This is a genomic window from Microbacterium aurugineum, from assembly GCF_023101205.1.
Lineage (GTDB): Bacteria > Actinomycetota > Actinomycetes > Actinomycetales > Microbacteriaceae > Microbacterium > Microbacterium aurugineum.
The window spans coordinates 71,185-97,680 of the sequence record NZ_CP078078.1; the positions used below are offsets into that span (position 1 = coordinate 71,185).

At 69.1% G+C, this 26,496-nt stretch carries 26 protein-coding genes; 11 read left to right on the forward strand and 15 right to left on the reverse strand.

Annotation, left to right across the window (positions count from 1 at the left end; all coding sequences use genetic code 11):
- Positions 1–38 precede the first annotated feature (38 nt).
- Positions 39–506 carry an Lrp/AsnC family transcriptional regulator gene (locus KV397_RS00335; protein WP_047524371.1) on the reverse strand — a complete coding sequence of 156 codons (468 nt, stop codon included), beginning with the start codon at positions 504–506 and terminating at the stop codon, positions 39–41.
- Between the two features lie 112 nt (positions 507–618).
- On the opposite strand from KV397_RS00335, the gene KV397_RS00340 reads away from it, so the two are divergent.
- Positions 619–1,833, forward strand: coding sequence for a trans-sulfuration enzyme family protein (locus KV397_RS00340; protein WP_261811890.1), 1,215 nt, complete (start codon positions 619–621; stop codon positions 1,831–1,833).
- A gap of 17 nt (positions 1,834–1,850) precedes the next feature.
- Here the strand turns inward: KV397_RS00340 and KV397_RS00345 are convergent, their stop codons facing one another.
- Positions 1,851–2,324: an acyl-CoA thioesterase gene (locus KV397_RS00345; RefSeq protein WP_261811891.1), complete on the reverse strand. Its 474-nt coding sequence runs from the start codon at positions 2,322–2,324 to the stop codon at positions 1,851–1,853.
- Between the two features lie 124 nt (positions 2,325–2,448).
- Between KV397_RS00345 and KV397_RS00350 the strand changes: the two genes are divergently transcribed.
- Both KV397_RS00350 and KV397_RS00355 read left to right on the forward strand, forming a co-directional pair.
- Entirely contained in the window at positions 2,449–3,063 is a 615-nt protein-coding gene (locus KV397_RS00350; protein WP_261811892.1) for a ClpP family protease, read from the forward strand.
- Positions 3,060–3,650 (forward strand): ClpP family protease, encoded by a 591-nt coding sequence (locus tag KV397_RS00355; protein ID WP_047524369.1) that lies wholly within the window; start codon positions 3,060–3,062, stop codon positions 3,648–3,650. Before KV397_RS00350 ends, KV397_RS00355 begins: the two co-directional genes overlap by 4 nt.
- A 252-nt stretch (positions 3,651–3,902) precedes the next feature.
- Here KV397_RS00355 and KV397_RS00360 read toward each other — a convergent pair whose 3' ends face one another.
- From KV397_RS00360 to KV397_RS00375, 4 genes are all read right to left on the reverse strand, one after another.
- A complete protein-coding gene (locus KV397_RS00360) occupies positions 3,903–4,235 on the reverse strand; it encodes a helix-turn-helix domain-containing protein (protein WP_134352501.1) in 333 nt (110 codons plus the stop codon).
- A gap of 64 nt (positions 4,236–4,299) precedes the next feature.
- Entirely contained in the window at positions 4,300–4,773 is a 474-nt protein-coding gene (locus tag KV397_RS00365) for a MarR family winged helix-turn-helix transcriptional regulator (protein WP_131493571.1), read from the reverse strand.
- Between the two features lie 29 nt (positions 4,774–4,802).
- Positions 4,803–5,462: a GTP cyclohydrolase II gene (locus KV397_RS00370; protein WP_047524366.1), complete on the reverse strand. Its 660-nt coding sequence runs from the start codon at positions 5,460–5,462 to the stop codon at positions 4,803–4,805.
- Between the two features lie 60 nt (positions 5,463–5,522).
- On the reverse strand, positions 5,523–6,404 hold the full coding sequence (locus tag KV397_RS00375; RefSeq protein ID WP_261811893.1) for a DMT family transporter: 882 nt from the start codon (positions 6,402–6,404) through the stop codon (positions 5,523–5,525).
- A 173-nt stretch (positions 6,405–6,577) separates the two neighbouring features.
- Between KV397_RS00375 and KV397_RS00380 the strand changes: the two genes are divergently transcribed.
- On the forward strand, positions 6,578–7,417 hold the full coding sequence (locus tag KV397_RS00380) for a sulfurtransferase (RefSeq protein ID WP_131493567.1): 840 nt from the start codon (positions 6,578–6,580) through the stop codon (positions 7,415–7,417).
- On the opposite strand, the gene KV397_RS00385 is transcribed toward KV397_RS00380, so the two are convergent.
- A complete protein-coding gene (locus KV397_RS00385) occupies positions 7,405–8,328 on the reverse strand; it encodes a hypothetical protein (protein WP_153243142.1) in 924 nt (307 codons plus the stop codon). The genes KV397_RS00380 and KV397_RS00385 overlap by 13 nt on opposite strands.
- Positions 8,329–8,631: 303 nt before the next feature.
- Between KV397_RS00385 and KV397_RS00390 the strand changes: the two genes are divergently transcribed.
- The 3 genes from KV397_RS00390 to KV397_RS00400 all read left to right on the forward strand — a co-directional run bounded on the left by KV397_RS00390 (position 8,632) and on the right by KV397_RS00400 (position 11,133).
- Entirely contained in the window at positions 8,632–9,282 is a 651-nt protein-coding gene (locus KV397_RS00390; protein ID WP_134352497.1) for an acyl-CoA synthetase, read from the forward strand.
- On the forward strand, positions 9,279–9,635 hold the full coding sequence (locus KV397_RS00395; RefSeq protein ID WP_047524192.1) for a hypothetical protein: 357 nt from the start codon (positions 9,279–9,281) through the stop codon (positions 9,633–9,635). Before KV397_RS00390 ends, KV397_RS00395 begins: the two co-directional genes overlap by 4 nt.
- Before the next feature lie 76 nt (positions 9,636–9,711).
- On the forward strand, positions 9,712–11,133 hold the full coding sequence (locus KV397_RS00400) for an MFS transporter (RefSeq protein ID WP_194239305.1): 1,422 nt from the start codon (positions 9,712–9,714) through the stop codon (positions 11,131–11,133).
- Here KV397_RS00400 and KV397_RS00405 read toward each other — a convergent pair.
- Genes KV397_RS00405 through KV397_RS00425 form a run of 5 tightly spaced genes read right to left on the reverse strand, consistent with a single transcriptional unit; the run spans position 11,130 to position 17,872 of the window.
- On the reverse strand, positions 11,130–13,292 hold the full coding sequence (locus KV397_RS00405) for an alpha-N-acetylglucosaminidase (RefSeq protein ID WP_131493561.1): 2,163 nt from the start codon (positions 13,290–13,292) through the stop codon (positions 11,130–11,132). The two genes, KV397_RS00400 and KV397_RS00405, sit on opposite strands and share 4 nt — an antisense overlap.
- Positions 13,289–14,677 (reverse strand): Gfo/Idh/MocA family protein, encoded by a 1,389-nt coding sequence (locus KV397_RS00410; RefSeq protein WP_261811894.1) that lies wholly within the window; start codon positions 14,675–14,677, stop codon positions 13,289–13,291. Before KV397_RS00410 ends, KV397_RS00405 begins: the two co-directional genes overlap by 4 nt.
- The gene (locus KV397_RS00415; protein WP_131493558.1) at positions 14,674–15,546 is read right to left on the reverse strand and encodes a carbohydrate ABC transporter permease; all 873 of its coding nucleotides are present in this window, start codon (positions 15,544–15,546) and stop codon (positions 14,674–14,676) included. Before KV397_RS00415 ends, KV397_RS00410 begins: the two co-directional genes overlap by 4 nt.
- Positions 15,543–16,499: a carbohydrate ABC transporter permease gene (locus tag KV397_RS00420; protein WP_131493556.1), complete on the reverse strand. Its 957-nt coding sequence runs from the start codon at positions 16,497–16,499 to the stop codon at positions 15,543–15,545. The genes KV397_RS00415 and KV397_RS00420 overlap by 4 nt, the downstream gene beginning before the upstream one ends.
- Positions 16,496–17,872, reverse strand: coding sequence for an ABC transporter substrate-binding protein (locus tag KV397_RS00425; protein ID WP_261811895.1), 1,377 nt, complete (start codon positions 17,870–17,872; stop codon positions 16,496–16,498). Before KV397_RS00425 ends, KV397_RS00420 begins: the two co-directional genes overlap by 4 nt.
- Positions 17,873–18,040: 168 nt before the next feature.
- Here KV397_RS00425 and KV397_RS00430 point away from each other — a divergent pair, with 168 nt between their 5' ends.
- Entirely contained in the window at positions 18,041–19,048 is a 1,008-nt protein-coding gene (locus KV397_RS00430) for an Lrp/AsnC family transcriptional regulator (protein WP_165875479.1), read from the forward strand.
- On the opposite strand, the gene KV397_RS00435 is transcribed toward KV397_RS00430, so the two are convergent.
- Positions 19,038–21,257, reverse strand: a complete 2,220-nt coding sequence (locus tag KV397_RS00435) for an outer membrane protein assembly factor BamB family protein (RefSeq protein WP_261811896.1) — start codon at positions 21,255–21,257, stop codon at positions 19,038–19,040. The two genes, KV397_RS00430 and KV397_RS00435, sit on opposite strands and share 11 nt — an antisense overlap.
- 321 nt (positions 21,258–21,578) lie before the next feature.
- On the opposite strand from KV397_RS00435, the gene KV397_RS00440 reads away from it, so the two are divergent.
- On the forward strand, positions 21,579–22,880 hold the full coding sequence (locus KV397_RS00440) for an alkaline phosphatase family protein (RefSeq protein ID WP_261811897.1): 1,302 nt from the start codon (positions 21,579–21,581) through the stop codon (positions 22,878–22,880).
- A 20-nt stretch (positions 22,881–22,900) separates the two neighbouring features.
- On the opposite strand, the gene purB is transcribed toward KV397_RS00440, so the two are convergent.
- Together purB and KV397_RS00450 are read right to left on the reverse strand one after the other, a co-directional pair.
- Positions 22,901–24,283 (reverse strand): adenylosuccinate lyase, encoded by a 1,383-nt coding sequence (purB, locus tag KV397_RS00445; protein ID WP_052193805.1) that lies wholly within the window; start codon positions 24,281–24,283, stop codon positions 22,901–22,903.
- Between the two features lie 23 nt (positions 24,284–24,306).
- A complete protein-coding gene (locus KV397_RS00450) occupies positions 24,307–24,756 on the reverse strand; it encodes a low molecular weight protein-tyrosine-phosphatase (RefSeq protein WP_231555083.1) in 450 nt (149 codons plus the stop codon).
- Between the two features lie 176 nt (positions 24,757–24,932).
- Between KV397_RS00450 and KV397_RS00455 the strand changes: the two genes are divergently transcribed.
- A complete protein-coding gene (locus tag KV397_RS00455; RefSeq protein ID WP_261811898.1) occupies positions 24,933–25,190 on the forward strand; it encodes a hypothetical protein in 258 nt (85 codons plus the stop codon).
- Positions 25,187–26,470 (forward strand): hypothetical protein, encoded by a 1,284-nt coding sequence (locus KV397_RS00460; RefSeq protein ID WP_261811899.1) that lies wholly within the window; start codon positions 25,187–25,189, stop codon positions 26,468–26,470. Before KV397_RS00455 ends, KV397_RS00460 begins: the two co-directional genes overlap by 4 nt.
- Positions 26,471–26,496 lie beyond the last annotated feature (26 nt).

The window sequence follows — 26,496 nt, forward strand, 5'->3', positions numbered from 1 at the left end:
GCAACCGGCGGGGGACGGGACGGGGGACGGGGACGGGGTCAGCGGGGGAGGGGGCCGGGGCCGTCGCGCAGTTCGAAGACGAGCTGGGTCTCGGTGCCGCGCACGACGGGATGGACGGTGATGTGCTCGAGGACGATGTCGCGGAGCGCCGTCGCGTCCTCCACGGCCACATGCACGAGGAAGTCGTCGACGCCGGCGACGTGGAACACCTGCAGCACACGCGGGACGCCGGCGAGAGCATCGAACAACGCCGTCACCTTGTCGCCCGTGTGATTCGCGAGCCGCACCTTGATGATCGCCTGCAGCGGGAAGCCCAGGGCCGCGCCATCCACACGGATGCGGGTGTCGCGGATCACCCCGCGCTCGCGCAGGGAACGCACGCGATGCGCGCACGTCGACTCGGCGAGACGCAGGCGGTGCGCCAGGGCTTTGTTCGTGATCTCGGCGTCGCGGGTGAGGACCGCGAGCAGTTCGAGGTCGGTCTCATCGAGTTGTGCTTTCGCCAACCTTCGGCTCCTTCGTCGGACGGATCCTGCACAGGATAGCGAAACAGCCTCGATTCATGGTGGATCCTGTCGACTTCCTGCAAAAGTGCCGCGATTCCGGCAACGTGGAAGCATGACTGCACCGTTGCATCCCGACACCGCCGCCGTTCACAGCGGCCGTTCCGACCTCGAGGGTCTCGGGGTGCACGCTTTGCCGATCGACCTGTCGACGACCAATCCGCTCCCCGACATCGAGCGCGGGGGCGACTCGTACGAGGCCATGGCCACAGGTGGCCGCCCGCCGGCGGACGGCAGCATGGTCTACGCCCGGCTCTGGAACCCCACGGTCGCCCGGTTCGAGGACGCTCTGGCCGAACTCGAGCACGCCGAGGCCTCGGTCGCGTTCGCCTCGGGGATGGCGGCGATGACAGCCGTGATCCTCGCGCACACCGGCGCGACGGGCGCACGCCACGTGGTCGCGGTGCGTCCGCTCTACGGCGGCACCGATCACCTGCTCGGCTCCGGACTGCTCGGCGTCGAGACCACGTACTGCCATCCCGACGAGGTCGCCGCCGCCGTGCGTCCGGACACCGGCCTCGTCGTCGTCGAGACCCCGGCGAACCCGACCCTCGACATCGCCGACATCGCCGATGTGGTGCGCCAGGCCGGGTCAGTGCCGGTCGTGGTCGACAACACGTTCGCGACCCCGGTGCTGCAGAACCCGATCGATCTGGGCGCCGCGATGTCGTTGCACAGCGCCACCAAGTACCTCGGCGGCCACGGCGATGTGATCGCCGGTGTCGTCGCCTGCAGCGAAGAGACCGCGGAGGCGCTGCGCCGCGTGCGGGCGGTGACCGGGGGGCTCCTGCATCCGCTCGGGGCGTATCTGCTGCACCGCGGCCTCACGACCCTGCCGGTGCGGGTGCGGCACCAGCAGGGGAGTGCGCAGCGGGTCGTGCAGTGGCTGATCGACCGGCCGGAGGTCGCCGAGGTCTTCTATCCCGGGCTCGACGGCGATCCGCGCGGCATCCTGGAACGGCAGATGCGCGGCACGGGGGCGATGATCGCGATCCGGATGCGGGGCGGATTCGCTGCCGCCTCCGCCGTGACGACGGCGACGAGGTTGTTCACCCATGCCGTCTCGCTCGGCGGCGTGGACTCGCTGATCCAGCACCCGGCGGCGCTCACCCACCGGCCCGTGCCGCCCGAGGCCCGCCCGGCCGCCGATGTGCTGCGGCTGTCGATCGGGTTGGAGGATGTCGATGACCTGATCGCGGATCTCGCGCAGGCCTTCACGGTCGCCGATTCCGCCCGCAGCGGCGCGCCGGCAGAGGCCGTTCCCGCGTAGCCGCAGGGGGATCCGCGTCAGAGCGAGGGCAGGCAGATCGTCCCGGTCGCGATGCGCTCGGTCGGCATCCGATCGCGATCGTAGGTGATCTCGTGGTAGCCGTGCGGGGTGGGCACCCCGTCGTCGTCCAGGCTCACGAACACGATCTTCTCGATCGTCAGGATGCGCTTGCGGGTGATCATGTTGCGGGCCACGGCGCGCATCGTCAGGGAGGTCGTGCCGAAGTGCGTGGCCTGCAGGCCGATCTCGATCAGATCCCCCTGCACCGCGGAGGCTTCGAAGTTGATCTCCGAGATGTGCTTGGTGACGGCGCGGTAGTTGCCGAGCTGGACGATCGCGTAGATCGCCGCCTCCTCATCGATCCATTTCAGCAGGCTCCCGCCGAACAGGGAGCCGTTCGCATTGAGATCTTCCGGGCGCACCCACTTGCGGGTGCGGAAGTTGAGTCCGTCTTCCGACCACTGCCAGGCCGGTGCCTTCTGCTTCGCCATGAGCTCGAGGGTAGGGGTGCCGTGAGTCGGCGATGTTACGGCGCGTTTTCGACATCTGCTCAGGGCAGAGCCGCCCACGGCAGAATCCCGCCGTACGCGGCACGCGAGAGCGGAAGCTGGGGGCATGAGCGAAGACAACCCCATCCCGCACTTCGGCCCCGAGGCCCGGCGTGCGCTGTTCCACGAGCGGGTGCTCGTGCTCGACGGCGCGCTCGACGACGACAACGGCACCCTGCTGATGACGCAGCTGCTCGCACTGTCGTCCGAGGACCCCGTCGCCGACATCGTCCTCTGGATCCACTCGCCCGGCGGCTCCGTGCCGTCCATGCTCGCGATCCGCGACCTCATGCGACTCGTTCCGAACGACGTCGCGACCCTGGCCCTGGGCCTTGCCTGCAGTGCGGGGCAGTTCCTGCTCTCCGCGGGCACGCCGGGCAAGCGACGCGCCCTCCCGCACGCGCGCATCCTGATGCATCAGGGGTCCGCGGGGATCGGCGGGTCCGCCGGCGAGCTCGAGACGCAGGCCGACGATCTGCGCCACATGCGTGACACCGTGCTCGGACTCATCTCCGCCGACACGGGGCAGCCCCTCGAGCGCATCTTCGAGGATTCGCTCCACGACCGCTGGTACACCGCGACGCAGGCGCAGGAGTACGGGTTCATCGACGGGATCGTGGCTTCGATCGCCGAGGTGATGCCGCGACGACGCCCGCGGGTCGGATTGGGGGCGGACGCATGAGCAGCTACACGATCCCGAACGTGATCGCGCAGCATCCCCGGGGGGAGCGGGTCATGGACGTGTACTCGCACCTCCTCGCCGAGCGCGTCATCTATCTCGGCACCGGCATCGATGCGGGCGTCGCCAACGCGCTGATCGCCCAACTGCTGCACCTCGACGCCGACAGCCCGGAGTCCGGCATCCAGTTCTACATCAACAGCGAGGGCGGCGACCCCGGAGCGGCGCTGGCGATCTACGACACCATGCGGCACATCCGCCCGCGCATCGCCACGACGTGTGTCGGACAGGCGATCGGACCCGCAGCGCTGCTCGTCGCCGCGGGAGAATCCGGGGAGCGAGCCGCTCTCGCGCACGCGCGCATCGTGCTGCATCAGCCCGCGGGACAGTCGCGGGGTGCGATCCCCGACCTGATCCTCGCGGCGGACGAGGTGGTGCGGGTGCGCTCCGACATGGAGGGGATCCTCGCCGAGCACACGGGTCGCACGGTTCCGGAACTGCGCGCCGACACCGACCGCGACCGGGTCTTCACCGCCTCCGCCGCCCGGGACTACGGCCTGATCGACACCGTGCTGGGCGCGCGCACCTGACGCCCCCGCCCGAACGGATGCCCGTGGACGCATTCATGACTCGGGGACGGATGCACGACTCGCGAACGGATGCCGGACGGATGCATGACTCGGGGACGGATGCATGAGTGGCGCGGTGCTCGTGGTCATGCATCCGTCCGCGGCTCATGCAGGTGAAGCACGCCGCAGGGCAGGTGAAGCACGCTGCCGGGCAGGTGAGCACGCCGCAGGGCAGGTGAGCACGCTGCCGGACGGATGGCTGACGCACGCGGCTCAGGCGGCGAGCGCGAAGGCGCCGCGCGGGACCGTGGTGGTCGTGCGGAGTTCCTCGGCGACGGCGCTCGTGAGCTCGATCAGGCTCGTGTCCAGAGCCCCTGCGATCGCGGCGATCATCTCGCTCGACGGCTCCTTCAACCCGCGCTCGACCTCGGAGAGGTATTGCGGCGAGAGGCCGGCCTTCTCCGCGGTGGCGGTGAGCGTCTCGTCGCGGTCGTGTCGACGTCGGCGCAGCTGGTCGCCCAGGAGGTGTCGCCACAGGGGCTCGGGTCCGTGGGGCTGTGGACGGTCGGAACGAGGAGTGCGCGGGAACGGGACGATGTCGGCCATGCCTCACGATAAACCGGGGTCTCCGGAGGCTTCGAGCGGTTCTGCTCAGAGCAGAACCCGACCTTTACAGGGCCGCGGTGACTCCCGGCAGCAACTTGCCGAGGATCGCCCCGAGCTGGTCGCGCTCTTCGGGGGTGAGCGGATCCAGCACCAGTTCGCGCACCTGCTCGACGTGCACCGGAGCCGCCGTGCGCAGCATCTCCCGACCGGCAGGGGTGAGAGCGGCCGAGAGGGTTCGCTTGTCGGTGCTGCAGGACGTGCGCTCGACCCAGCCGCGCTCCTCGAGCGAGTCGAGGGCATGGCTCAGGCGTGAGCGGCTGAGCCCCGCGATGCGTGCCAGCTCGGTCATCGTGACGATGCCGTCCCCCTGCCCGGCGAGTGTGACGAGGATGGCGTAGCGGGCGTGGTTGAGGCCGACCTCCTCCTTGAGGGTGCGGTCGAGCACCTGCGGGAGGAGTTGGACGAACCGGATGATGGGGAGCCAGGTGTCCATCTCGGTGTCGTCGAGTCGCCGCGGCTGCTGCTGCTCCGCCGTCATGGTGTCCTCCTCGGATGTCACGCCGGGTGTCACGCCGCCGACAGGTCGAGCGTGTGCGCCGTGTGGTCCCTCTTGGCCTGCAGGTAGCGCGAATTGGACTCCGACAGGTGCACCTCGGTGCGCACCCGCTCGGTCACGCGGATGCCGAGTGCTTCGAGCTGCACGGCCTTGTCGGGGTTGTTGCTGAGCAGGCGGATGCCGTCGACGCCGATCGCGTTCAGCATCTGGGCGGCCACGGTGTAGTCGCGCTCGTCCTCACCGTGTCCCAGGGCGACGTTCGCCTCGTAGGTGTCCAGCCCCGCGTCCTGCAAGGCGTAGGCGTCGAGCTTGGCGTAGAGGCCGATGCCCCGACCTTCCTGTCGCAGGTAGAGCAGGAAGCCGCCGTCCTCCGCGATCCGCTCCACGGCTTCGCGCAGCTGGGGGCCGCAGTCGCAGCGCTCCGAGCCGAAGACGTCGCCGGTCAGGCACTCGCTGTGCGGGCGCACGAGCGGGGCCTCGCCGCCCTCGGTCGCGCGTTCGAGCGCTGCACGCCAATCGCCGAGTCCGAGCAGCAGGTGCTCACGGCCGTCGATGAGCCCGTCGAAGGTGACGACGTCGGCGGTCGTGGAGAAGCCGTCGCCGAAGCGCAGCGGCACCCGGACGCGCGTGCGCTCCGTGGCGACCGGAGCGACGGTTGAAGTTTCAATCATGCCGGGTGCAACGCGCAGTCCAGCGGAGTATTCCCCGACCCTCGGATGTCTCCTGGTTGTCTACCTGTCAGGCGGGCGTTCCGCCGGAGTGCGCCGCACGAGCTTCAGCTCGCTCGCGAGGATCCCGAGCACCACGAGTGCCCCGCCGATGAGTGCGGTCACGGGCAGACGCTCCCCGGCGATGCGTCCGATGACGCCGGCCCACACCGGCTCACCCGCGTAGATGATGGTCGCGCGCGTGGGGGAGACCGACTTCTGCGCCCAGTTCATCGTCAGCTGGATCAGACAGCTCGCCGCTCCGAGGCCGACCGCGCAGCCGACCCAGATCCACGAGAACTCCGGCACGCCCTCACCCACCACGGGCATCGTGAGCAGCCCCAGCACGCCGGCCGTCAGCAGCTGGATCACCGTGATTCGGCCGAGATCGACCTTTCCCGCGAAGAGGCTGATCAGGATGATCTCGGCGGCGATCGGCAACGTGCTGATCATGGTCACGACCTCACCGGTGCCGAGGGTGAGCGCGAAGGCGTCGGGCCCGGCGATGAACAGCAGACCCACGAACGCCAGCCCCGCGCCGACGAAGGCCATGAACGGAGGACGCGTGCGGAACACGGCCCACTGCGCGAGCGGGACCAGGGGCACGTACATCGCGGTGATGAAGGCGGAGGTGCTGCTGTCGATCGTCTGCAGCCCCTGCGTCTGCAAGCCGTAGCCGAGGTAGATCATCACCCCGATCGCCACGCCCGCGCCGACGTCGCGCCACCGGATCCCGCGCAGCACCCGGCGGAAGATCACGACGCTGATCAAACCCGCGATCAGGAAGCGGATGCCCACGAAGAACCAGGGTCCGGAATGGTCCATCGCCCAATGCACGAGCAGGAAGGTGCCGCCCCAGACCGCGGTGATCGCGAGGAGCGCGGCCTCCTCCGGGCGGAACCGCATCCAGCGAAGTCGAGAGGGCATCGTGGGCCCTTTCTCGACGTTGCCGGATCGAGCCTAGTGGCCGGAATCCTCTTTCGAATCGCGCAAATGGTCCGATTCCGGCGCCGGATGCGGCCATTCACGCGATTCGAAGGTGAGGACGGGGTGACCCGAGGATTCGGTAGCCTCGCAGCATGAGCGACTTCGTGAGTGCCGTCGAGCTGAACGACCTGTTGACCCGGGGTGCACCGGTGCGCGTGATCGATGTGCGGTGGCGGCTGGATCGCCCGGAGACGGGGCACGACGACTACCTCACGGGGCACATCCCCGGCGCCGTGTTCGCCGCGCTCGACACGGAGCTCTCTACCCACGGAGAGCCCTCGGACGGACGGCACCCGCTGCCGTCGACGGCCACGCTCCAGGCCGCGGCCCGGCGCTGGGGTGTCCGCGTGGGCGACACGGTGGTCGCCTACGACGATGCCAAGGGCACGGCGGCGGCGCGCGCGTGGTGGCTGCTGCGGCAGGCGGGGGTCGACGTGCGCGTGCTCGCCGGCGGCCTCCGCGGGTGGCAGGCCGAGGGGTTCGAGGTCGCGACCGATGACGTGAGTCCGGAGCCCGGCGACGTGGTCCTCGAGGAGATCGGGCGCGATGCCCTCTCGATCGACGAGGCGGCGGCGTTCCCGGAAGCCGGAGTCCTGCTCGACGTGCGCGCCCCCGAGCGGTACCGCGGCGAGACCGAGCCGCTCGACCCGGTGGCCGGTCACATCCCGGGCGCGCGCAACCTGCCGACCACGCTCCACCTCGACGACCAGGGGAGACTCCTCGACACCGATACCGTGCTCGCCACCCTCGCGGCGGTCGGGGTGACCCCGGGTACGCCGGTGGCTGCGTACTGCGGTTCGGGCGTGACCGCCGCCCACACCGCGCTGGTCCTGCACGAGGTGGGGATCGAGGCGAAGGTGTTCCCCGGATCCTGGAGCCAGTGGTCGAACACCCCTGGCCGCCCGGTGGCGACCGGCGATCAGCCGGGCTGATCCTCGCGGGGTCCGTATCCCCAGCGCAGGCCGAGCGCACCGGGGCCGAACGCCCGGCGCACCAGGTGCACCGAGGTGCCTCGGGGCGGCGGCAGCGGTGTCAGAGTCACGCCTTCAGGGGTCTCGAGGTGCTCCTCGCACCAGTCCGGGATCGCGTCCGGATGGAAACGGGTCCACACCAGCAGTTCCCGGGCCTTCTGCGCTAGCGCGTGCCCGGTGTCGCGCGTCTCCGGGTAGTCGGGCGGATACTCCGCCGACCACTCGACCATCGCGGTGTCCGGGGCCGTCAGCGGGATGTCAAGCTCGAACAGCACCCCGTGGACCTCGCCATCGGGGTGGGAGTACCGTGCGGCGATCCTGCCTCCGGAGACGGCTTCGATCACGGGTGCGGGCGTGCGAACCCCGGGAGTGATCTCCAGGAACGGGATCGCCGTGATGGTGCCGACCGTGGACTGCACGATGCTGCGGGTGACGCTGTAGGCGATGTTGCCGTCGGCCCCGACATCCGTCACCGAGTGCGTCGTGAGCTCTCGGGAGGTGTCGGGATACGACGCACCGAGCGCCTGGAACGCGTCCATGACCGCGCGCTCGAGCTCTTCCTCATCGATCGGGAACTGATTGGGCCCGAGCGGTCCCGTGCGGTTCGTCGACCGGAGAAGCCTGCTCAGGGCCCCGGCCTCGAGTCGGAGGAGGTCCTCGATGTCGGCGAGTGCGGCGAGCGACTGCACCCCCTCGGGGTGCCGGGCGCCGGAGCGCCAGTAGCTCAGGGTGGCCATCGAGACGCGGTTCCCGCGCGCATTGAGCTGTTGCTGCAACCAGGAGAGTGTCACGTCCCTGGCGTTGATCGCATCGCGCAGCGCTCCCGCGAATGCGCCGGATCCGGATCTGCGCGCGTCATATTCGTAACTCATCACAGCCCCCATCCGGTATGTGAAGCCCACCGTCCTAGAGTGAGCATACGACCGCACGCGCATACCTCAGGGGACCGGGTGGGCATGTGGGGTCACTTGGCCGTCGTCGCAGGTAGGGTGCCCGACCGTGCGAAGACCGGCCTGACGCAGTGATGCCCCCCTTGCTGCGTACGTCGTGAAGCCCGGCAATCGATCTGGGGAGATCCGCCGGGCTTCACGAAACCTCCTCCGCACGCCGCGGGCGCGGCGGCTCTGCGCCCCCGCGTAGACTGGGAGCAACACCCCGGAGGACTCTGGATCGTCATGTCTGCCCCTGCTCGCGCATTCACCATGCGCCACGTGCAATTGCTGCGCGCACTGTTCGCCGCCGTCGCCGCCCTGATGATCACCTTCTCGTCGGACCACTCCGCTCCCGTCGGCCTCTCGGTGTTCAGCGGCTTCGTCTTCGTCACCGCGCTCATCCAGCTGCTGGCCGCGTGGCTGGTGCTCCCCGCGGGGTCCCGCTGGCCCTACATCCTGCTCGGTGTCCTCGGCACGCTCGCCGGCGCCGTGAGCGGCATCCCGGCCTGGCGCTCCGATGACCTGTTCTTCATCGTCGTCTCGACCTGGGCGATCCTGAGCGGCGGCATCGAGCTCCTCGCCGGCATCCGCTCTCGTCGAAACGCCGATCCGCTGTCCCGTGACGCGATCACGGTCGGCGCGCTGGGGGTGCTGCTCGGGATCGTGCTGCTGCTGATCCCGGCCGGCTTCGTCCAGGAGTACACGATCGAGAAGGCCGGCACGTTCGTGTTGTCCGGCATCATCCTCGGCGTCGGGATGTTCGGTGGGTACGCGGCGATCCTCGCCGTCTTCCTCGGCATCGCCGGCCTCACCCCGAAGCGAGTGGACACCGTCACCGCGGTCTCCGAATCGAACGACGACACCGCCGCTGCGGAGCACGGAGGAACGCGATGAGCGACGAGAAGCCCACCCGTCGGGACATCCTGCGCCCGCTGCACCTGCTGCTGATCGCGCTGGGTTGCGGCGTCTTCGCCATGGTCGTGACCCTGGTCTCGACCGGAGCCTTCACCGCCAGGGTGAACACGGCGATCGCGAACGGCAGCTATGACGGGCTGACCCCGGTGGCGCTCGGCCTCGTGGTCGGCGGTGGCGCGTTCATCGTCACGCTCCTGATCCTCGCGATGCTGATCCTGGCGGTCGACCCCGCCGATGTCACCAAGACCATCGACCGTCCGGTGCTCTACGACGACCCGGAGCCCGAGGGCGAGGCGGACGGCGAGCAGCCCGGCCGCGCGGCTTCGTCGTGACCGTCGGGCGTGCGGCATCCCCTGCTGTTCCGCCCTCGTCCGGAATAGTCGCGCCGTCCGACCGCTTGTTCCTGAAGTGACCGCCCCCGTCGACCGCGCCTCCATCGGACTCCGCTCGGCGCGAGGCCCCATCCTCGGCGCGCTGATGCTCGCCACCGGCCTCATCGCGATCGACGCCACGATCCTCGCGACCGCGGTCCCGAGCATCGTCCGCGATCTCGGCAGCTACCAGCAGTTCCCCTGGCTGTTCTCGGTATATCTGCTGGCGCAGGCGGTGAGCGTCCCCATCTACTCCCGGTTCGCCGACACGGTGGGCCGCAAGCCGATCATCCTCCTCGGGATCGCCCTGTTCCTGCTCGGCTCCGTGCTCTGCGGGTTCGCGTGGAGCATGCCCGCGCTCATCCTGTTCCGCCTCATCCAGGGCTTGGGGGCGGGCGCGGTCGCGCCGATGGCGATGACGATCGTGGGCGACATCTACACGGTCGCCGAGCGCGCGAAGGTGCAGGGGTACATCGCGAGCGTGTGGGCGATCTCGTCGGTGGTCGGACCCGCGCTCGGCGGCATCTTCGCGCAGCTCGACGCGTGGCGATGGATCTTCTGGGTGAACATCCCCCTGTGTCTGATCGCCGCGTGGATGCTGCAACTCAAGTACAAGGAGGAGAAGCAGACCCGTCGGCACCGGATCGACTACGCCGGGGCGGTCCTGCTCACGATCGGGCTCACCGGACTCATCCTCGGGATGCTCGAGGGTGGGAACGCCTGGGACTGGATCTCCGTGCCGAGTGCGCTCTGCTTCGGGGTGGGCGTCGTGGCCCTCGCGTTCTTCGCGATGGTCGAGCGGCGGGCGGCGGAGCCGATCGTCGATCTCCGGCTCGCGGCGCGGCCGTTGATCCTGACGACCACGCTCGTGTCACTCGGGGTGGGGGCGCTCATGATCGGTGTGACCAGCTTCGCCCCCGCGTACCTGGAAGGGTCACTGGGCATCGCGCCCCTCCTGTCCGGCCTGGCGGTCGCCGCCTTGACTCTCGGCTGGCCCATCGCCGCGGCGAACGTCGGACGACTGTACCTGCGCATCGGCTTTCGCCGCACCACCCTGATCGGCATGAGCATCGCCACGTTCGCGGCGACCGTGCTCGCCGCGGTCTCCTCGTGGCCGAACCCGTTCGTGATGTCGGTGATCGCGTTCGTGCTCGGCTTCGGCCTCGGCTGGTCGGCCGCCCCGACCCTGATCGCCGCACAGTCCTCGGTGGGCTGGGGGGAACGCGGTGCCGTGACGGGCATGAACGCCTTTGCACGTTCCGCCGGGAGTGCGGTGGGCGTGGCGGTGTTCGGCGCGATCTCCAACGCGGTCATCGCGCAGGGTGCGGGCGCCGACGACCCGGAGACGATCATCCACGCCTCGGTGTGGGTGTTCGTCGCCGTCGCCGCGACGGCCATGCTCACGCTGCTCGCTGCCGCGTTCATGCCGCGGGATCACGTCGAGGAGCATTCGGGTTAGGCGTATCCCGCGCGGGTGAGCAGTTGGGCTGCGAGCGCGAGAGGATCTTCGTCGGATCCGTCGTCGGAGCCGTGGGCCTCCCGCCACTGCTCCTCGATCTCCACGATGACGCGGCGCAGATCGTCCTCGCTCGGCCGCGTCCCGTGTTCCACCGCGTCGGCCAACCATGACACCCAGGCGGCCCACCGCCGCGCATAGAGGTCGCGGATCAGACCCGACCAATGCCGCCCGGAGTAGTCGTGCAATCCGCTCGACTGGTGACCCCACACCGACACCAGGCTGCGTGCATCTCGCTCCATCACCTCTCGCTCGGCATGCGTGTCTCCCCAGGAGCGCGCCTGTGCGATCCACGTCGACACCCGGGATTCCCGCCTGGTGGCTGCCAGCCGGTCCAGGGCGAGCAGGTCGTCGTGCAGCCGGGCGCCCTCTCGGCGCAGCGTGCTCACGTCACGGTCGGTGAAAGCCCGAAGGATCCCCCGGATGCGAAGCCGCGTCTGCTGCGCAAGCACGTGCGAGGTGAGCTCGACCACGTCTCGTTCCTGAGCGTCTCGTGAGTCCGTCTTCGTTCCGAGGGAGATCAGGAGGCTGGCTGCGCGCGCGATCGACGGCAGGTCTCCCAACACCGCAGGGTCGTTCTCCGCGTCGATGTTCGCCGACATTCGTGCAGGCTCCGCGACGAGCGCTTCCCCAGCCAGCCGCTGCGAGGCGAAGGGCGCAGCGGCGCTCCATGGCCGTGCGATCACAGGTGACGGGATCGATCGGGTTCGCCCGCGACCGTACAGCGTGGATCCGAGCAGACGCCAGGCCTCGCGTGCCGCGTCGTCGTCCACACCATACCGCTGCATCGCGAAGTCGTCGAGCCACGCGTCGACGTCCACGTCGTCCCAGACGAGGTCGGCCGCGAGCTCGTAGAACACGGTATTGTTCTCGATCGCCTCCGGCGCAACGCCGATGCCCTCCAAGCGCTCCGGGTGCCGCGCGCGCAGTTCGGCGACGTCGCGGGCAAGCCCGCACAAGTCGCCGAAGAGCGCGAAGCGTCCGCCGAAGTTGTGCACGGCGGTCCACAGCCAACGACGCCCGTGCATCCCCTCTCGCCACATCGGTGCGTGCTCGCCCCAGAGGTCGATCAGCAAAAGTCGCTCGTGCGGAATGCGCGACAGGTAGGCGCCGACGCGATCTGACGTCCAGAAGGCGCGGTGGTAGTGGAACGGCCAGCCCTGCAGCAGCCACGTCGCCGCGGGGTAAATAGCCGTGATCGCCGTGTGCACCCCCGCGCCCGCGGCTGCGAGCTGCGCCGAGTCCGTGGACGGCGGGAGGGATTCGATGTAGGGATCCACGGCGAACACGGGCTCGGGCCCGGGGTCACCGAGCAACCTGCGCTGGGTCTCGAGGAACAGCCTTAGCATGTGCGCGAACGCGGGCGAGGCGGGGTCGAGCATCGGTGTTCGCCAGCCCTGCCACTCGATCTCGGCGGCCTCGTCGCCCGTCACTGCGGCGGGCAGATGCCCACCGGGCAACGGCAGCACGGGTGTCATGCCGAGCTCGCGTGCACGCGCGATGATCCGACGAGCGAGCGCGAGTCGGCGCTCATCCCACCGTGACGGGAGCGGTCCGCCGAAGTCGTGAACCCCTCCCATAGACATCCAGGGAAGGTGCGCAGCGCTGCCTATCCAGGTTCGAGCGATGGCCTCGTCGATGCCGAGGAGCCCCAGAGTCTCAGCGAGAACCGCTTCGTAGCCTGTGAGGACGAGCGGGTGAGTCACGCCATGCAACGCCATCCAATCGAGCTCCTGCTCCCACCGAGCCCAATCCCAGTACGGCGTCGAGTACCCGTGCGTGACGACGTTCAGGTGGTATCGGATCGCGAACGGCGTACGCACGTCGGTTCTGTCCGCGTCGGGCCAGGGCGTGAGAGGTCGGATCGGCCGCGGGGACTCCCAGGTGATGCGGTGACCCTGTGAATGCAGATAGCGGGCGAAGGCGCTCGCTGCCGCTGAGGCATCGGATCCACGTAGGGTGAGCACGCCCTCGCTCGCCTCGAATCCCGCGATGCGTGAGCCGGAGGAGGCCTCCTGCAGGATTTCGATCCTCACCGTCGCCGCATCGCCGCCGACCCTGTCGATCAGCGCACGCACAGCGGACTCGACATGACCGCTCATGCGCGCAGCCTGTCGTCCAGGTGCAGATCGATCTCAGCCGTCCACGCTGCGAAGTCGAGGGGCTCGCCGGATCGGCGCGATGCCTCGGCGCCGAACGCCATCAGGTGGCTGTCGAGAGCCGTCTGGAACGACAATTCTCCCCTACCTACTGATCCCTGGCGCACCGCCTCGATGAATTCCGCCATCAGCCCGGCGTCGCCACCACCGTGGCCGGCGTGGTCGCCAAGGTCGGGGTTTGGCAGCGTCACCCGCAAGATGTGGCGTTCGTGAGCCATAGGCGACTTGGTGTGCACCTCATGCGCGTCCAGTGGCAACCCTTCCGGGATCCGCGCCGTCGGAGAGAACAGGTCCACCACGATCTCGCCGTTCTCCATGTGGCCGGAGATCTGGCCGGCGGACCCGGTGATCGTGACGTGTCGAGTGTTCTCGGCGGTGAATGCCGAGGCAGTGAGCGTGGCCGTCACGCCCATCGGGAATCGCATGGTCGTCTGCTGGTGGTCTGCCACGTCGTTGTCGCCGCGGTACACGCATCGGCCGTAGTCGCCGTCGCGCAGAGCGCGCATGCGGCCAGCGGGAGAAGTGTCGGCACCCAGGAGGTGCACCGGGTGTCCAGTTACGCCGGCGAGCGCATCGACGTAGTATCGCGGAGCGAAGAAGGGGCAGCTTTGTGAGACCGGGCAGCCCTGGACGCAGAACTCCGGCGCCCCCTCGGGGGCGTTCTCCCGCCGGAACCAGCTCAGCTCGCCGATGCTGTACATGCTCTCCGGAGCCGTGCCGACCAGCCAGCGGATCAGGTCGAGGTCGTGCGAGGTCTTCGTCAACGCCATAGGTCCCGAGGTGGCGCTGTTGCGCCAGTTGCCGCGCACGTAGGAGTGCGCGAAGTGCCAGTAGCCGACGTTCTCTCTGAGCTCGAGGGTGAGCATCCGCCCGATCGTCCCCGCGTCGAGGATGGCCTTCACCGACCGCCAGAACGGCGTGAACCGCAGGACATGGCCGATCGCGAGTGCTGACGACGTGCGGCGCGCATGCTGCACGAGCCGCCGCAGCTCACCGAGGTTCGGCGCCGCGGGCTTCTCTAGGAGGAACGGCAGGCCGGCGTCGGCGACCGCGATCGCGACGTCCACGTGCAGTGCGTCGGGAACGGCGATGACCACCGCGTCGGCCTTGAGCGCGGCGAGATCGGCTACCGCGCCTTGCCAGTCGTCATAGGTGCGGGCGCCGCCGGCATCCGCGGCCAGTGCGTGCCTTCGCTCGGGCGACGGATCGGCGACCGCCACGACCCTGGCTCGATCCGGGTGCTCTACGGCCCACCGCCCGTACGCATCGCGGCCACGTCCGCCCGCGCCGATGATGACGATCCGCTGGGGTCCGTCGGGTGTGCTCATTTCTCGGCTCCTGCCGTCAGTCCCTCGACGAGGTAGCGCTGCGCGAGGAAGAAGAGGATGACAATGGGGATGGTGACGGCGATGGAACCCGACAGCAGCACGGTGACCGGCACGTTGAAGTCCGCCAGCTGTGAGATTCCGAGCGGCGCCGTCCATTGCGAGCGGTCGCGAACGAGGAAGAGCAGAGCGTAGAAGTACTCGTTCCAGGCGATCATGAAGACGTAGATCGAGGTTGCGACCACTCCGGGCAGGGCGATCGGCAGCACGACGCTCCGCAACATCTGCGGAAGCGAGGCGCCGTCGACGATCGCGGCCTCCTCCACGCTTTCGGGGAGCGCCTGGAAATAGTTGCGCAACATGTAGATCGATACCGGGACGGTGGTGGCAACGTAGACGAGGAATAGGCCCACCAGCGAGCCGGTCAGCCCGGCTCTGGCGAGCAGCACGAAGAGCGGTACGGACAACACGATGCCGGGGAACAGGTACACCGCGAGGATGATCGCGTTCATCCCGCGTCGTCCCCGGTACCGCAAGCGGGCTGCTGCGTAGGCGCCGAGGATTGACACGAGCACGGAGAGCACCACCGTCCCAAGCCCGACGAGCAAGGAGTTGATCACGAATCGCCCCAGGCCGAATCCGCCCTGATCCGGATCGAGCATCGCGGTGGTGTAGCCGGAGAAGTCGAGCTCGTCGAAGGACGGGATCAGGTTGAGCGGCTCCTGCACGATCGACGAGTATGGCCGGACCGACAGGATGAAACCGTAGAGAACCGGGCCGATCGCGACGAGGAGCGCGACGGCGATGAGGAGTACACGACCGACGGTTGCGGCGGGCCGCGGACGCGACGGCGAGCGACGGCGGGTGGTCATTCGGTATCGACCTTTCTGCGCGTGGCGATGACGTACACGGTGAGGAGCGCGATGAGCACGACGGACATCAGCAGTCCGTATGCGGAGGCGCTGCCGATGTCGGCGCGCGTGACGAGCTCCGTATAGACCTTGAGGGCCATCAGCTGAGTGCCGCCGGCGCCTTCAGTCAGCAGGTACACCTCGCTGAAGCTCTGGAAGGTCCAGATGAAGCGCAGCAGACACAGCAGTAGGATGACGCCCTTGAGTTGCGGCATCACGATGCTCCACAGAATCTGCCGCGGCTTCGCGCCGTCGAGCGCGGCCGCCTCTTCGATGCTGGGCGAGACCCCTTGCAACCGCGCCGTGAGGAAGAGGAATGCGAGCGGCGCGGAGGTCCAGATCTCGAAGGCCACGACGACCAGAAGTGACACCGGCACCGAGACTCCGAAGACCTGTGCGGTCGAGGTGTTGAGGAAACCTACGGCCTGCTCCCAGCCGAGCACCTCCCGGCCGAAGGCGTTCACGAGCCCGTACTGCGGGTTCAGCATCGTCTGCCAGATGGTGACGGCGGCGATGAGGGGGAGGACGTACGGAACCAGCAGCAGTGCCCGGACGATGCCGCGGCCGCGGAAAGGCCGACGGAGGGCGAGGGCGAGCGCCAGGCCGACCCCGACCGAGCCCACCATGGTGAGGGTCGAGTAGAGCAGAGTGGTGCCCAACGCTTGCCAGAATGAGGGGTTGGCGAGCGCGCGACGGAAGTTGTCGAGAGTCCACTCGATCGGTTCCGTACCCAGGCGCGGGATGTCGACGAGTCGGATCTCGCTGAAGGCGAAGACGATCACCAGCAGCAGCGGGATGATCGACGCGAGCAGGATGACGAGGAAGGTCGGGGTCGTGAGCAGGAGTCCATTGCGGTCGTCCCGTCGGGAGCGGCGGGGCCGCTCCCGACGGTGACGGAGAGGTGCCGTGCTCACAGGCCCGCCTTGACCTCCTCGACAGCCGCCTTCATCGCGGCTGTGACGTCGGCGGCCGGAGCGCCGTTGTAGAGTGCCTCGATCTGGTTCGCAAGCACGCCCTGGCTGAACACGAGACCGGCGAGCGTGGCATCGTCGGTGCCCATCCCCCACAGGTAGACGGAGTTGATGCCCTCGCTCATGCCGTCGACGAACTCGTCGCCGTAGATCTCAGCCGAGGTGCGATCGTGCGCGGGTCCGATGCCGAGCCCACCCCACGCGGCGGCGAACGCCTCGGGGTCGTCGCCTGTGCCATTGCGCAACGGGATGCGGCCCTCGGTTGCGACGCCGAGGGTGTCGGCGTAGCCCTCGTCGAGCACGAACTCGATGTACTCCTGCGCGGCCTCGACGTTCGCTCCGGTCGGGATGCCGTAGCCCAGAATCGCTCCGTACTGTCGCGGCTCGTCGCCGAGAACGGTCAGGAACTCGGTGTTCTGCGCGAGGAAGTCCGGGGTGCCGGTGCACTCCGGGCAGGTCGCCGGGGTGGCCGGGTCGAGCCCCGCCAGCTCGTCGAGGATGTGCGTGGAGAAGAGGAGCATGGCAGCGTCGCCGTTGAGGTAGGCCGCGCGGGCGCTGATGACGTCGAAGTCGCCCGCGGTGGACGAGTCGCGCAGTGCGAGGAACTGTTCCGCGGCCACTGTGCACGCGTCGGAGTCGATGGTGACCTCTCCGTCCTTCACCAGCTCACAACCGGCGCTCTGGAACAGCGACTGGATGCCCTCGGTCGCCGACGCCGTGCCGGCCTGCGTGCCGAATGCCAGGCCCGTGATGCCGAGCTCGTCCTTGACGGTCGCCGCCGCCTCGGCGAGTTCTTCGACGGACGCGGGGACGTCCACTCCGGCCTCCTTGAGCAGGTCGGCGCGGTAGGCGATCACGTGCGACCAGCCGTCGCTGGGCACCGCCGAGATCTCGCCGTCGATGGTGACGGCCGTGAGGGCATTCTCATTGAACGTCGTGGCGTCCAGTGTGTCGACGAGGGTGCTCGCGGCCGCGGTGTCGAGCAGACCCTGCGAGGTCCACGCGCCGGTCTGGGTGGAGGCGTGCAGGATGACGTCCGGTACGTCGCCGCTCGCGGCGCCGGTGACGAGGGCCTGATCCTGGTCGGCACCCGCCATGGGTACTACCTCGACCTCAATGCCGGTCTTTTCTGTGAAGGCCGCGGCGACTCCCTCCTGAGCCGCGAGCCGCTCGGGAGTGGTCTGCGGAGTCCAGAACACGATGCTCTGCGCCTCAGCGGCGGAGTCGTCGGCAGGTGCGGAACATCCGGCGATCAGTACTAGCGCGGCGAGAGCCGCGAGGGGAGCCGCGATGCGCGGCGCTGACGAACGGGTCAAGTCAACACTCCTCGGGTTGTGGCGCCATGCGCCGGGGAGAACCACCGGGCGGCAGTGCCGCGGCAGTCCTGTGATCTTCCCGCGGCGCGAGGGATTATGGTGAGATTCCTTGCGTTGATGCAAAGAATCATCTTCTGGAACGCTCATAGTGAAGGTATTGTACGATCCGTGGATGATCTCGACCGACGCATCGTCGGTGCGCTGCTGGCCAACCCGCGTGCCACGAATGCCCAGATCAGCGATGCCGTGTTCACCTCCGAGGCAACGGCATCGCGCCGGGTGTCGCGGCTGATCGCTGAAGGGGCCGTGCGCGTGATCGGCGTGCTCGACGGCGAGGCGACCGCACGCTCCCGATCCTTGTTCGTGCGGCTGCGATGCCGGCCGGGCGACGGCAACCGGTCGGCGCAGAGGCTCGCAGCTTGGCCTGAATGCGGCTCGGTCAAGCTCGTCACGGGAAGCGTCGACTGCGTCGCCGAGATCAACTACACCTCGAACGACCACCTGCTCGCCATCACCCTCGAGCAGCTCCCCTCGCTCGACGGCGTCCTGGCTGTCTGGAGCAACCAAGTCGTTCGCCGCTTCGCCACCCCGCACAGCTGGCTGCCGGAGCTGCTGTCCGAGGAGATCGCGGCGCAGTTGCGCTCGCAGCGGTTCGACCCCTGGCGGGATCCGCTCCCAGGAGACCTCGTGCGGTTGGACGCGTTGGACGAGCGGATCGCCGACGCGCTCGCAGGCGATGGGCGCCTCGGGTGGCAGCAGTTGGCCGACCGCTGCGACGCGAGTCCGGTCACCGTGCGCCGCCGCGCGGAGGCGATGTTCGGATCCGGTGCGCTCCGCATGCGCGCGGTGGTCGACCCGGAATCGGTCGGCCTTCCCGTGAACGCTTTCATCTCGTTGAGCGTGAATCCCACACAGTTGGGACGTGCAGGCGAGATGCTGGCGGAGCATCCGTCTACGCTGATGATCTCGGCGACCACGGGCGACCGAAACCTGTGCGGCGAGGTCGCCCTCTCGTCGGACGCCGCCCTGTACGAGTTCATCTCTTCGGCGATCGGCGGCCTTCCCGGGCTTCAGCACGCCGACGTCGCGGTGGCGCTGCGCTCCGTCAAGCGCGCCGGGCTCCTCCGCGACCTCGCGGTGAAGAAGCCCGGCGCCGCCGTCCGGCTCAGAGGGTGAAGGCGCGCAGCACACCGTCCTGAGCCGCGACGACGAGGCGATCCGCCGCCAGGACAGGCGTCGAGAAAGTGTTCGCCGTGAACAGCTGCCGATCTACCGACGCGGCTCCGTCGGCGGTGCGCACCTCAGCGAGCAGGCCGCCGACCGAGACGAGCCACGCTGACCCGGTGCGAGGGTCGATGACCGGCCCGGCGTTGACGACGCGCGGGACCGCCTGCGTGCTCCACCGCGTCGCACCGGTCGCCTGGTCTACAGCAGTGACCACCCCCCACTCCGAGGTCAGCAGCAACCCGCCGTCCGGAAGAGGCAGGCTCGGCGCGAAGATGTAGCTCCCCGGTGTGCGCCAGATCTCCCTGCCATCACGCGGATCGACGGCGATGGCATCGGCGACTGTGCTGAAGACCACCGCGCCCGTCGGAAGCACCTCGACCCAGTCGTCCCAAGGCCCGTAGATGAGCTGTCGGTACCGGTCAGGACGGTCGGTTGTCAGAACCGACCAGAGCACAGTGCCGGTGTGCAGGTCATAGGCGTATCCCCGCCCATCACCGGCGCCGACGTAGACGCGCTCGCCGTCGCACGCGGCGCGCCCCGCAGTACGCACCGGCACCGGGGCCTCCCAGAGAGTCGCGCCGTCCACGGTGAGGCACCGTAGCGTGTCCTCCGCAGACACGAGGATGCGACCGCCGTGCTCCGCGGTGGTGGCCACGAGAGGCGTGGTGAGTACGGGCTTCTCGAAGTGACTGGTCCAGACGGTGCGTCCCGTGCCTGTGTCGAGCGCGAGCAGGCGCCCGTCCGTGCTGGGCACGATGACCGCCCCGCCGTCGGGGGTGAAGGCGGCGCCTCGATGCACAGGACCAGCCTCCGCGGTCCAGATGCGACGAGGCTTGCCCCGCCCGGCTGCGTCCACCGCGGTGACGTGGCCCGACGTGGAGCACGCGACTACCGTCGAATCGCGCGCGATCAGGGCTCCCTGGAGCTGGCCGCCGATGTCAAGCTCCCAGGCGAGGCGGGCGCGTGTGGAACCAGGCAGTTCGACCTCCGTCCATTCCTCGCGGCGCCCACCGGTCTCGTCGACCGCGCGTACCTGCACGCGATGGATGCCGGGGGCGACTCCGACGCGGTCGACCGCACCGTGCCAGGAGCGTCCCCGGGCGGCGAGGGGCATCCACGCGCGCTCGTCCCTCGCGCCGAACACGGACTGCGGGTGCAGCCGGGCGTCGACGGCGACCGCGGACCGGCCCGCGACTGCGGTGAGGGCGACCTCGTCCGGGCCCGGGCGCGCGGCGATGCGAATCGTCTCAGCAGACGCCGAGGGCTTCTCAAGCGGGATCTCGGCAAGCGCTTCCACCGTCGGCACCTCGGCGTCGGTCGCGCCCAGGGCCACGTGCTCAACGACGAGCATCCGCCCCTGCCGACCGTGGCGCTCGGTGACCCGCAGGTAGAACGGCCCCGGGCGCGCGGCGTTGGTGGTCACCTGGGTCAGGCCGTTGAAGCGGTCCACTTCGTTGAGGTGGCGATGTCCTGCGAAGATGCCCCGCACAGGGAAGGGGGCAATGGTGCGCAGCAGCGCATCCGTGTCGTTGACGTAGTAGTTGGCTCCGCCGACCGGATAGTGCAGGAAGAGGAGCGACGGTCGGTCGCCCACCCCGCGAAGCTCCTCCTGCAGGGCCGCGAGGTCGTCGGCGAAGAGGCCGGGCTCCTGCAGCAACTGTGTAGGGTCGAGCGCCATGAAGTGCACGCCTCCGGCGTCGAAGCCGTAGCTCGTCGGCCCGAACCAGTGCTGGAATCGTCGGCGGGCGCTGGTGTCCCACCGGATCTCGTGGTTTCCCGGTACGTGCCGTACGCGCTCCCAGAGCGCGGACGGGATCAGGTCGCGATAGGCGCTGAACGATTCGTCGCTGCCGTAGTCGGTGATGTCGCCACAGTGCAGGACGAACTGGGGATCCTCCGCCTCGACAGCCGCGAAGATCCGGCGGAGGTTGGCCATCCGGGTGGCCTCGTCCTCGTTGGCGTGAGTGTCGGTCAGGACGGCGAACCGCAGCGTGCGCCCTCCGTGATCGTCCGTCGCCGCGGCGGCCACCCCGGCGCCGGGCCATGGCCCCCATGCCGCCGTCGCTCCGATGGCGATCCCCGCCGCTGACAGGCCGAGGAATCCTCGCCGGGTCAGCGGGGTCTCCGCCGGGGGTCTGTTCGATGGTGTGTGCTCCACTGTCCGCTCCTCCTCGTCGTGGGCGTCCCTGCAGCACCCAATCGAGACCCCGCCACGGGTGCCGTGCACGCGCGGAGGAATGCGAGGGATCGACAGCAGGGGGCTTCGGTGCGCAAGAAACCGTTCATCCCCGGAGGTGGCCGTGCGTGCCGGAATCGCTCAAGCGGCGCGACCGGATGGGTGATCCCTTGCACTGGATGCCTCGCACCTTGAATCCCCGCGTGGGCTGCCGACACCGTCGATTGCAAAGGCTCGACGATGGGCTCGAGCCGGAATGACGTGAGGAGAGGCAGAATGAGCGGATCCACGACGAGGAGAACGATGAAGGCGACAGGGGTGCTGAGCCTGGTCGCCGCCGTGGCGATGGCCACGAGTGCCGTGGCGGCTCCCGCGGCCGCAACGCCGGGAGGGTCAGGCGGCGGTTCGGGGAGTCCGTCCGTGTTGGCCGATCACGTGGTGCTTATCGCGTTGGACGGTTTTGACCCCCACTACCTCGCCGGCAACGCGATGCCGAACCTGCGCGCGCTGGCGAAACGCGGCGCCATCAGCGAGTCGACCGGTGTGATGACCTCGATCACGAATCCATCCTGGTCGTCGATCGCCACGGGAGCGTGGCCGGAGACGCACGACAACGCTGCCTACTTCTTCGACCCCGCTACGGGCAAGGCTGTGGGGCAGCAGCGTGACCTCGCGGTGCCGACGATTGCGGAATCGATCAGGGATCAGGGCGGTGCGGTGCTGTCGTCGCAGTGGTTCATCGTTCAGAATCACGGTACTGCGTTCGGTGATCCCCAAGGCCTGTACACACAGCCTGGCGGCGACTGTGCGCGCCGCACAGACGACGCTGTCGCCGTGTTGGAAGGGCGGCCCGTGATGAGCGCGGGGATGTCGGTGCAGATGGCGGGCATCCCAGAGCTGCTCGCGGTGTACTGCGACCGTCTCGACGCCCTCGGTCACGCCGACGGGAAGGATGCCTCCGACATGCCTGCCGCGATCGCCGAGGTCGACGAGCAGATCGGTCGCCTCGTGCAGGCGACCAAGGATGCCGGGATCTTCGGACGCACGGCATTCGTGGTGACCGGGGACCACGGCATGGAGACCTTCACGCAGGGTATGCGCGACGAGCTGCTCTCGACGATCACCGGCGCCGGCTACCAGGCGGAACTGCTGACCGCCGGCCAGTCTCCTCGGCCCGACACCGACGCGGTGATCGTCGTGGGCGGCGTCGGATCATTGCACCTCGTGGGCGAGGCGGCAGGAGACCCGGTCGCTGCGGCCGCCATCGAGACCGCCGTCGCCGCGATGCCGCACGTCGCTGCCGTCTACGACGAGGCTGATCAGCAAGCGATGCGCATGTCGGCCAAGTACGGAGAGCTGGTGATCGAGCCCGAGGAGGGATGGAGTCTCGGGGGGACTCCGTCGGACGGTGTGTCCGGTGTGCATGGGGTGTCGCGTACCATGCAGACGGTGCTCGTGCTCGCCGGATCCGGTGTGCGGCCGCATCACGTCGCGCAGGCTCCGCGGCACGTCGACATCGCGCCCACCGTCTCCGCCCTTCTGGGCATGGACCCCCCGGCTGCTGCAGAGGGACGAGTGCTCAACGAGGCGATCCGGAGGCGCTGACGGCGCGGCGGAGCGTCTAGCTAGCGGGCCAGGCGCTCCGCGATGCCGGTGTAGGTCGCGGGGGTCAGCGCGAGGAGTCGCTGCTTGGCGGCATCCCCGATCTCGAGGCCCTCGACGAACGTCGCGAGCTCGGCGGCGCCCACCCGGTGACCGCGCGTCAGCTCCTTGAGGAGCGCGTACGGATCCGTGATCGTGGACCGACCGGCCACCACCTCGGCGCGGATGACGGTCTGGATGGCTTCGGCGAGCACCTCCCAGTTCACGTCGAGGTCGGCGAGCAGCACGTCGCGTGAGAGCGAGATCGCGTTGAGGCCGCGACGCAGGTTGTCGAGTGCGAGCAGCGAGTGTCCGAAGGCCACACCGATGTTGCGCTGCGTGGTCGAGTCGGTCAGGTCGCGCTGCAGGCGGCTGGTGACGAGCGTCTGGCCGAGCGAGGCGAGCAGGGCGCCCGAGATCTCGAGGTTCGCCTCGGCGTTCTCGAAGCGGATCGGGTTGATCTTGTGCGGCATCGTCGACGAGCCGGTGGCCCCGGCGACCGGGATCTGCGCGAAGTACCCGAGCGAGATGTAGGTCCAGATGTCGGTGGCGAGGTTGTGCAGGATGCCGCCGGCGTGACGCACACGGTCGTAGAGCTCGACCTGCCAGTCGTGCGACTCGATCTGGGTCGTCAGGAGGTTGAAGCCCAGCCCCATGCCCTCGATGTACTCACGGGCGATGGTCGGCCAGTCGGCGTCGGGGTCGGCCGCGAGATGCGCCGACCAGGTCCCGGTCGCACCCGAGAACTTGGCGAGGTACTCGGATGCCGCGATCTGACCGCGCACGCGCTCCAGACGCCATGCGAACACCGCGAGCTCCTTGCCCATGGTCGACGGGGTCGCGGGCTGGCCGTGCGTGCGGGAGAGCATGGCCGCATCGGCGTGCTCGACGGCGAGTTCGCGGAGCTTCGCGATGACGGTGTCGAGGGCGGGGAGCCAGACCTGCTCGACCGCCCGCTTCACGGTGAGCGCGTACGAGGCGGAGTTGATGTCCTCGCTCGTGGCGGCGAAGTGCGTGAGTTCGGCGATGGCGTCGAGGCCGAGCGTCGAGAGGCGGTCGCGCACGAGGTACTCGATCGCCTTCACGTCGTGCTGCGTGACGGCTTCCTTCTCGGCGAGCCAGTCGATCTCGGCCTGGCCGAAGTCGCGATACAGCGCGCGCAGGCGATCCTTGTCGGCGTCCGAGAGCGGCGTCGTCTCGAACAGCGAGCGGTCGGTCAGGGCGATCAGCCACTCGACCTCGACCTCGACCCGCGCGCGGTTGAGTCCGGCTTCGGAGAGGAAGTCGGCGAGACCGGTGACGGCGCCGCGGTAGCGACCATCGAGCGGGCTCAGGGGCTGCGGCGGGAGCGAAGGCTGGAAAGTCAGGGGAGTCCTCCTGATCGGGCCCCTCAGAGGCGGGGCGTGCGGGGCTGGCGCAGGGCGGGTTCGAGTTGGCGGAACAGGCCCCGGGTCGCCGTCTCAATCATACCGAGCACCGAATCGAACATCTCCGCCCCGGCGTAGTAGGGGTCGGGGACATCGTGGGTCGAGGCGTTCGGGTCGAAGGCCATCAGCAGGGTGACCTTGCCCTCCTCATCTTCGTCGCGCGCCCATTCCCGCAGGATGCGCTCGTGCGTGCGGTCGAGTGCGACGACGAGGTCGTTCTCGGCGAACGAGGCGAACGTGAACTGCCGTGCGCGGTGGAGCGAGCCGTCGTACCCGCGGCGGGAGAGCGATTCGATCGTGCGTTCGTCGGCGCGCTCGCCGAGGTGCCAGTCTCCGGTTCCGGCGCTGCGAGAGACGATGCGCGACCCGAGTCCCTGCTTCTCGGCGAGGTCGCGGAACACGACTTCGGCCATGGGGGAGCGGCAGATGTTCCCTGTGCACACGAAGATCACGCGGAAGGGAACGGGGGACGTCACAGGTACATTCTGCCCGCCTCGGGCCATCCTGCACAGCGTGGAGGAGTCCCCACCTCTCCACCGGCCGTGGGTATGGCGCTCAGAGACGTCGGCCGATCCCGCAGGCTGAAGCCATGTACTCGCTCTCCCCTGGACGTGTGTTCACCTCCGCCGACGTCTGGGCTCGGCTCGTCGCCCACCGAGAGATCGGGGCGGCCGTGTCGATGCTGGAGGATGCGGGTGCGGCGCTGGTGGGACTCGTCGACGACGCGGACTGGCAGTCCGAAGGATTCCGTGCGCTGCACGACCTGCTGGGACGGCTCCGAGAGGAGACGGGCGTCGAACTCGGACACCTGACCGTGCGCGAGTGGGAGCTCGGAGCGCAGGGGTGAGCGGGCTCGAGATCGGGCACGGCGGGGCGATCGCCGTCGACACCGGACAGCTGCGCGACGTCGGATCCCGGATGCGCGGCGTGGCCGAGCGCTACGAAGACGCCCGTTCCGCGGTCGTGCGAGCGCAGGAGATGATCCTCTCGGCACCGGCCGCCTGTCCGCAGGTCGATGTGAACGCCTTGGCAGCGAGTGCGGAGCGACTCGGCGCCCTGGGGGCCGAACTCCTCGACGCGTGCGTAGGCACGGAGCTGATGGCCGATGCCTTCGAGGTCGTCGAGCTGCGGGCCGAGATCGAGGCGCTGGCCCTCACCGACGCGGCGGCAGCGGCAGCGGCAGAGGCGCGTCTGGAGCAGTTGGTGAGCGGCGACGAGCGGGTCGGGGTGATGGCCGAGTGGCTGGTGGCGGGCTGGGAGGATCGGCGGTTCGAGGGGACGGGACGCCAGTTCGACGCGGGCGGCCTGCTCTCTCCTCTGTTCCTGGCCGGGGCGTTCATCGGCGTCGCCACGGGGCTCGGCGCGGTGGTCGCAGGGGCGCCGCTGAAGGGGCGGCCGGATCCGATCCGGGTGACTCCGGTCAAGGCCTCGACCCCTGCCACGCCGCAGAACCTCGCCGGCGCGCTCCGGCGGATGCCGTCCTCGACGGCACAGGTCGCGGTGGAGAAGTACACGATGGCCGACGGCGGGACCCGCTTCGTGACGTACATCGCGGGAACGAGGAACGGTGCGCCGTGGGAGGGTGGGAAGGGGGAGCCGTGGGACATGAAGTCGAACGTCGAGCTGTATCAGGGACACGCATCGGCGTCGTACCAGGCGACCCTCGAGGCGCTGACCGAGGCGGGGGCGGAGCCCGGCGACCGGGTCGACGTGGTCGCCTACTCGCAAGGGGGCATGATCGCGGCGCACCTGGCGACGGAGAGCCCCTACGACGTCGGCATGCAGATGACCGCGGGGAGTCCGCAGCAACCTTCGTTGGGTGACGATCAGACGCTTGTCCAGCTTCGACACTCCGATGACCTGGTCTCGAACCTCGCCGCGGGTGGGTCGGCGGCGGGCACCGGGTCGGCGGACAGCTTCACGGCGACGCGTGTCGGTGATCCTCGGGCCGGGCTTCAGGATGTCGCGCTGCGGGCGCACGCACTCGAGACGTACATCGAGACGGCCGAGATGGTCGATGCGTCGGATGATCCGCGGGCCGAGGCCCTCGACGCCTACTGGGCCGAGCTCGCCACCGCCGTGGAGATCGAACGCACCGAGTACCGCGCCGAGAGGACACCCCGCTGAGCGGGACGACGCTCCGGCTCGAGGCC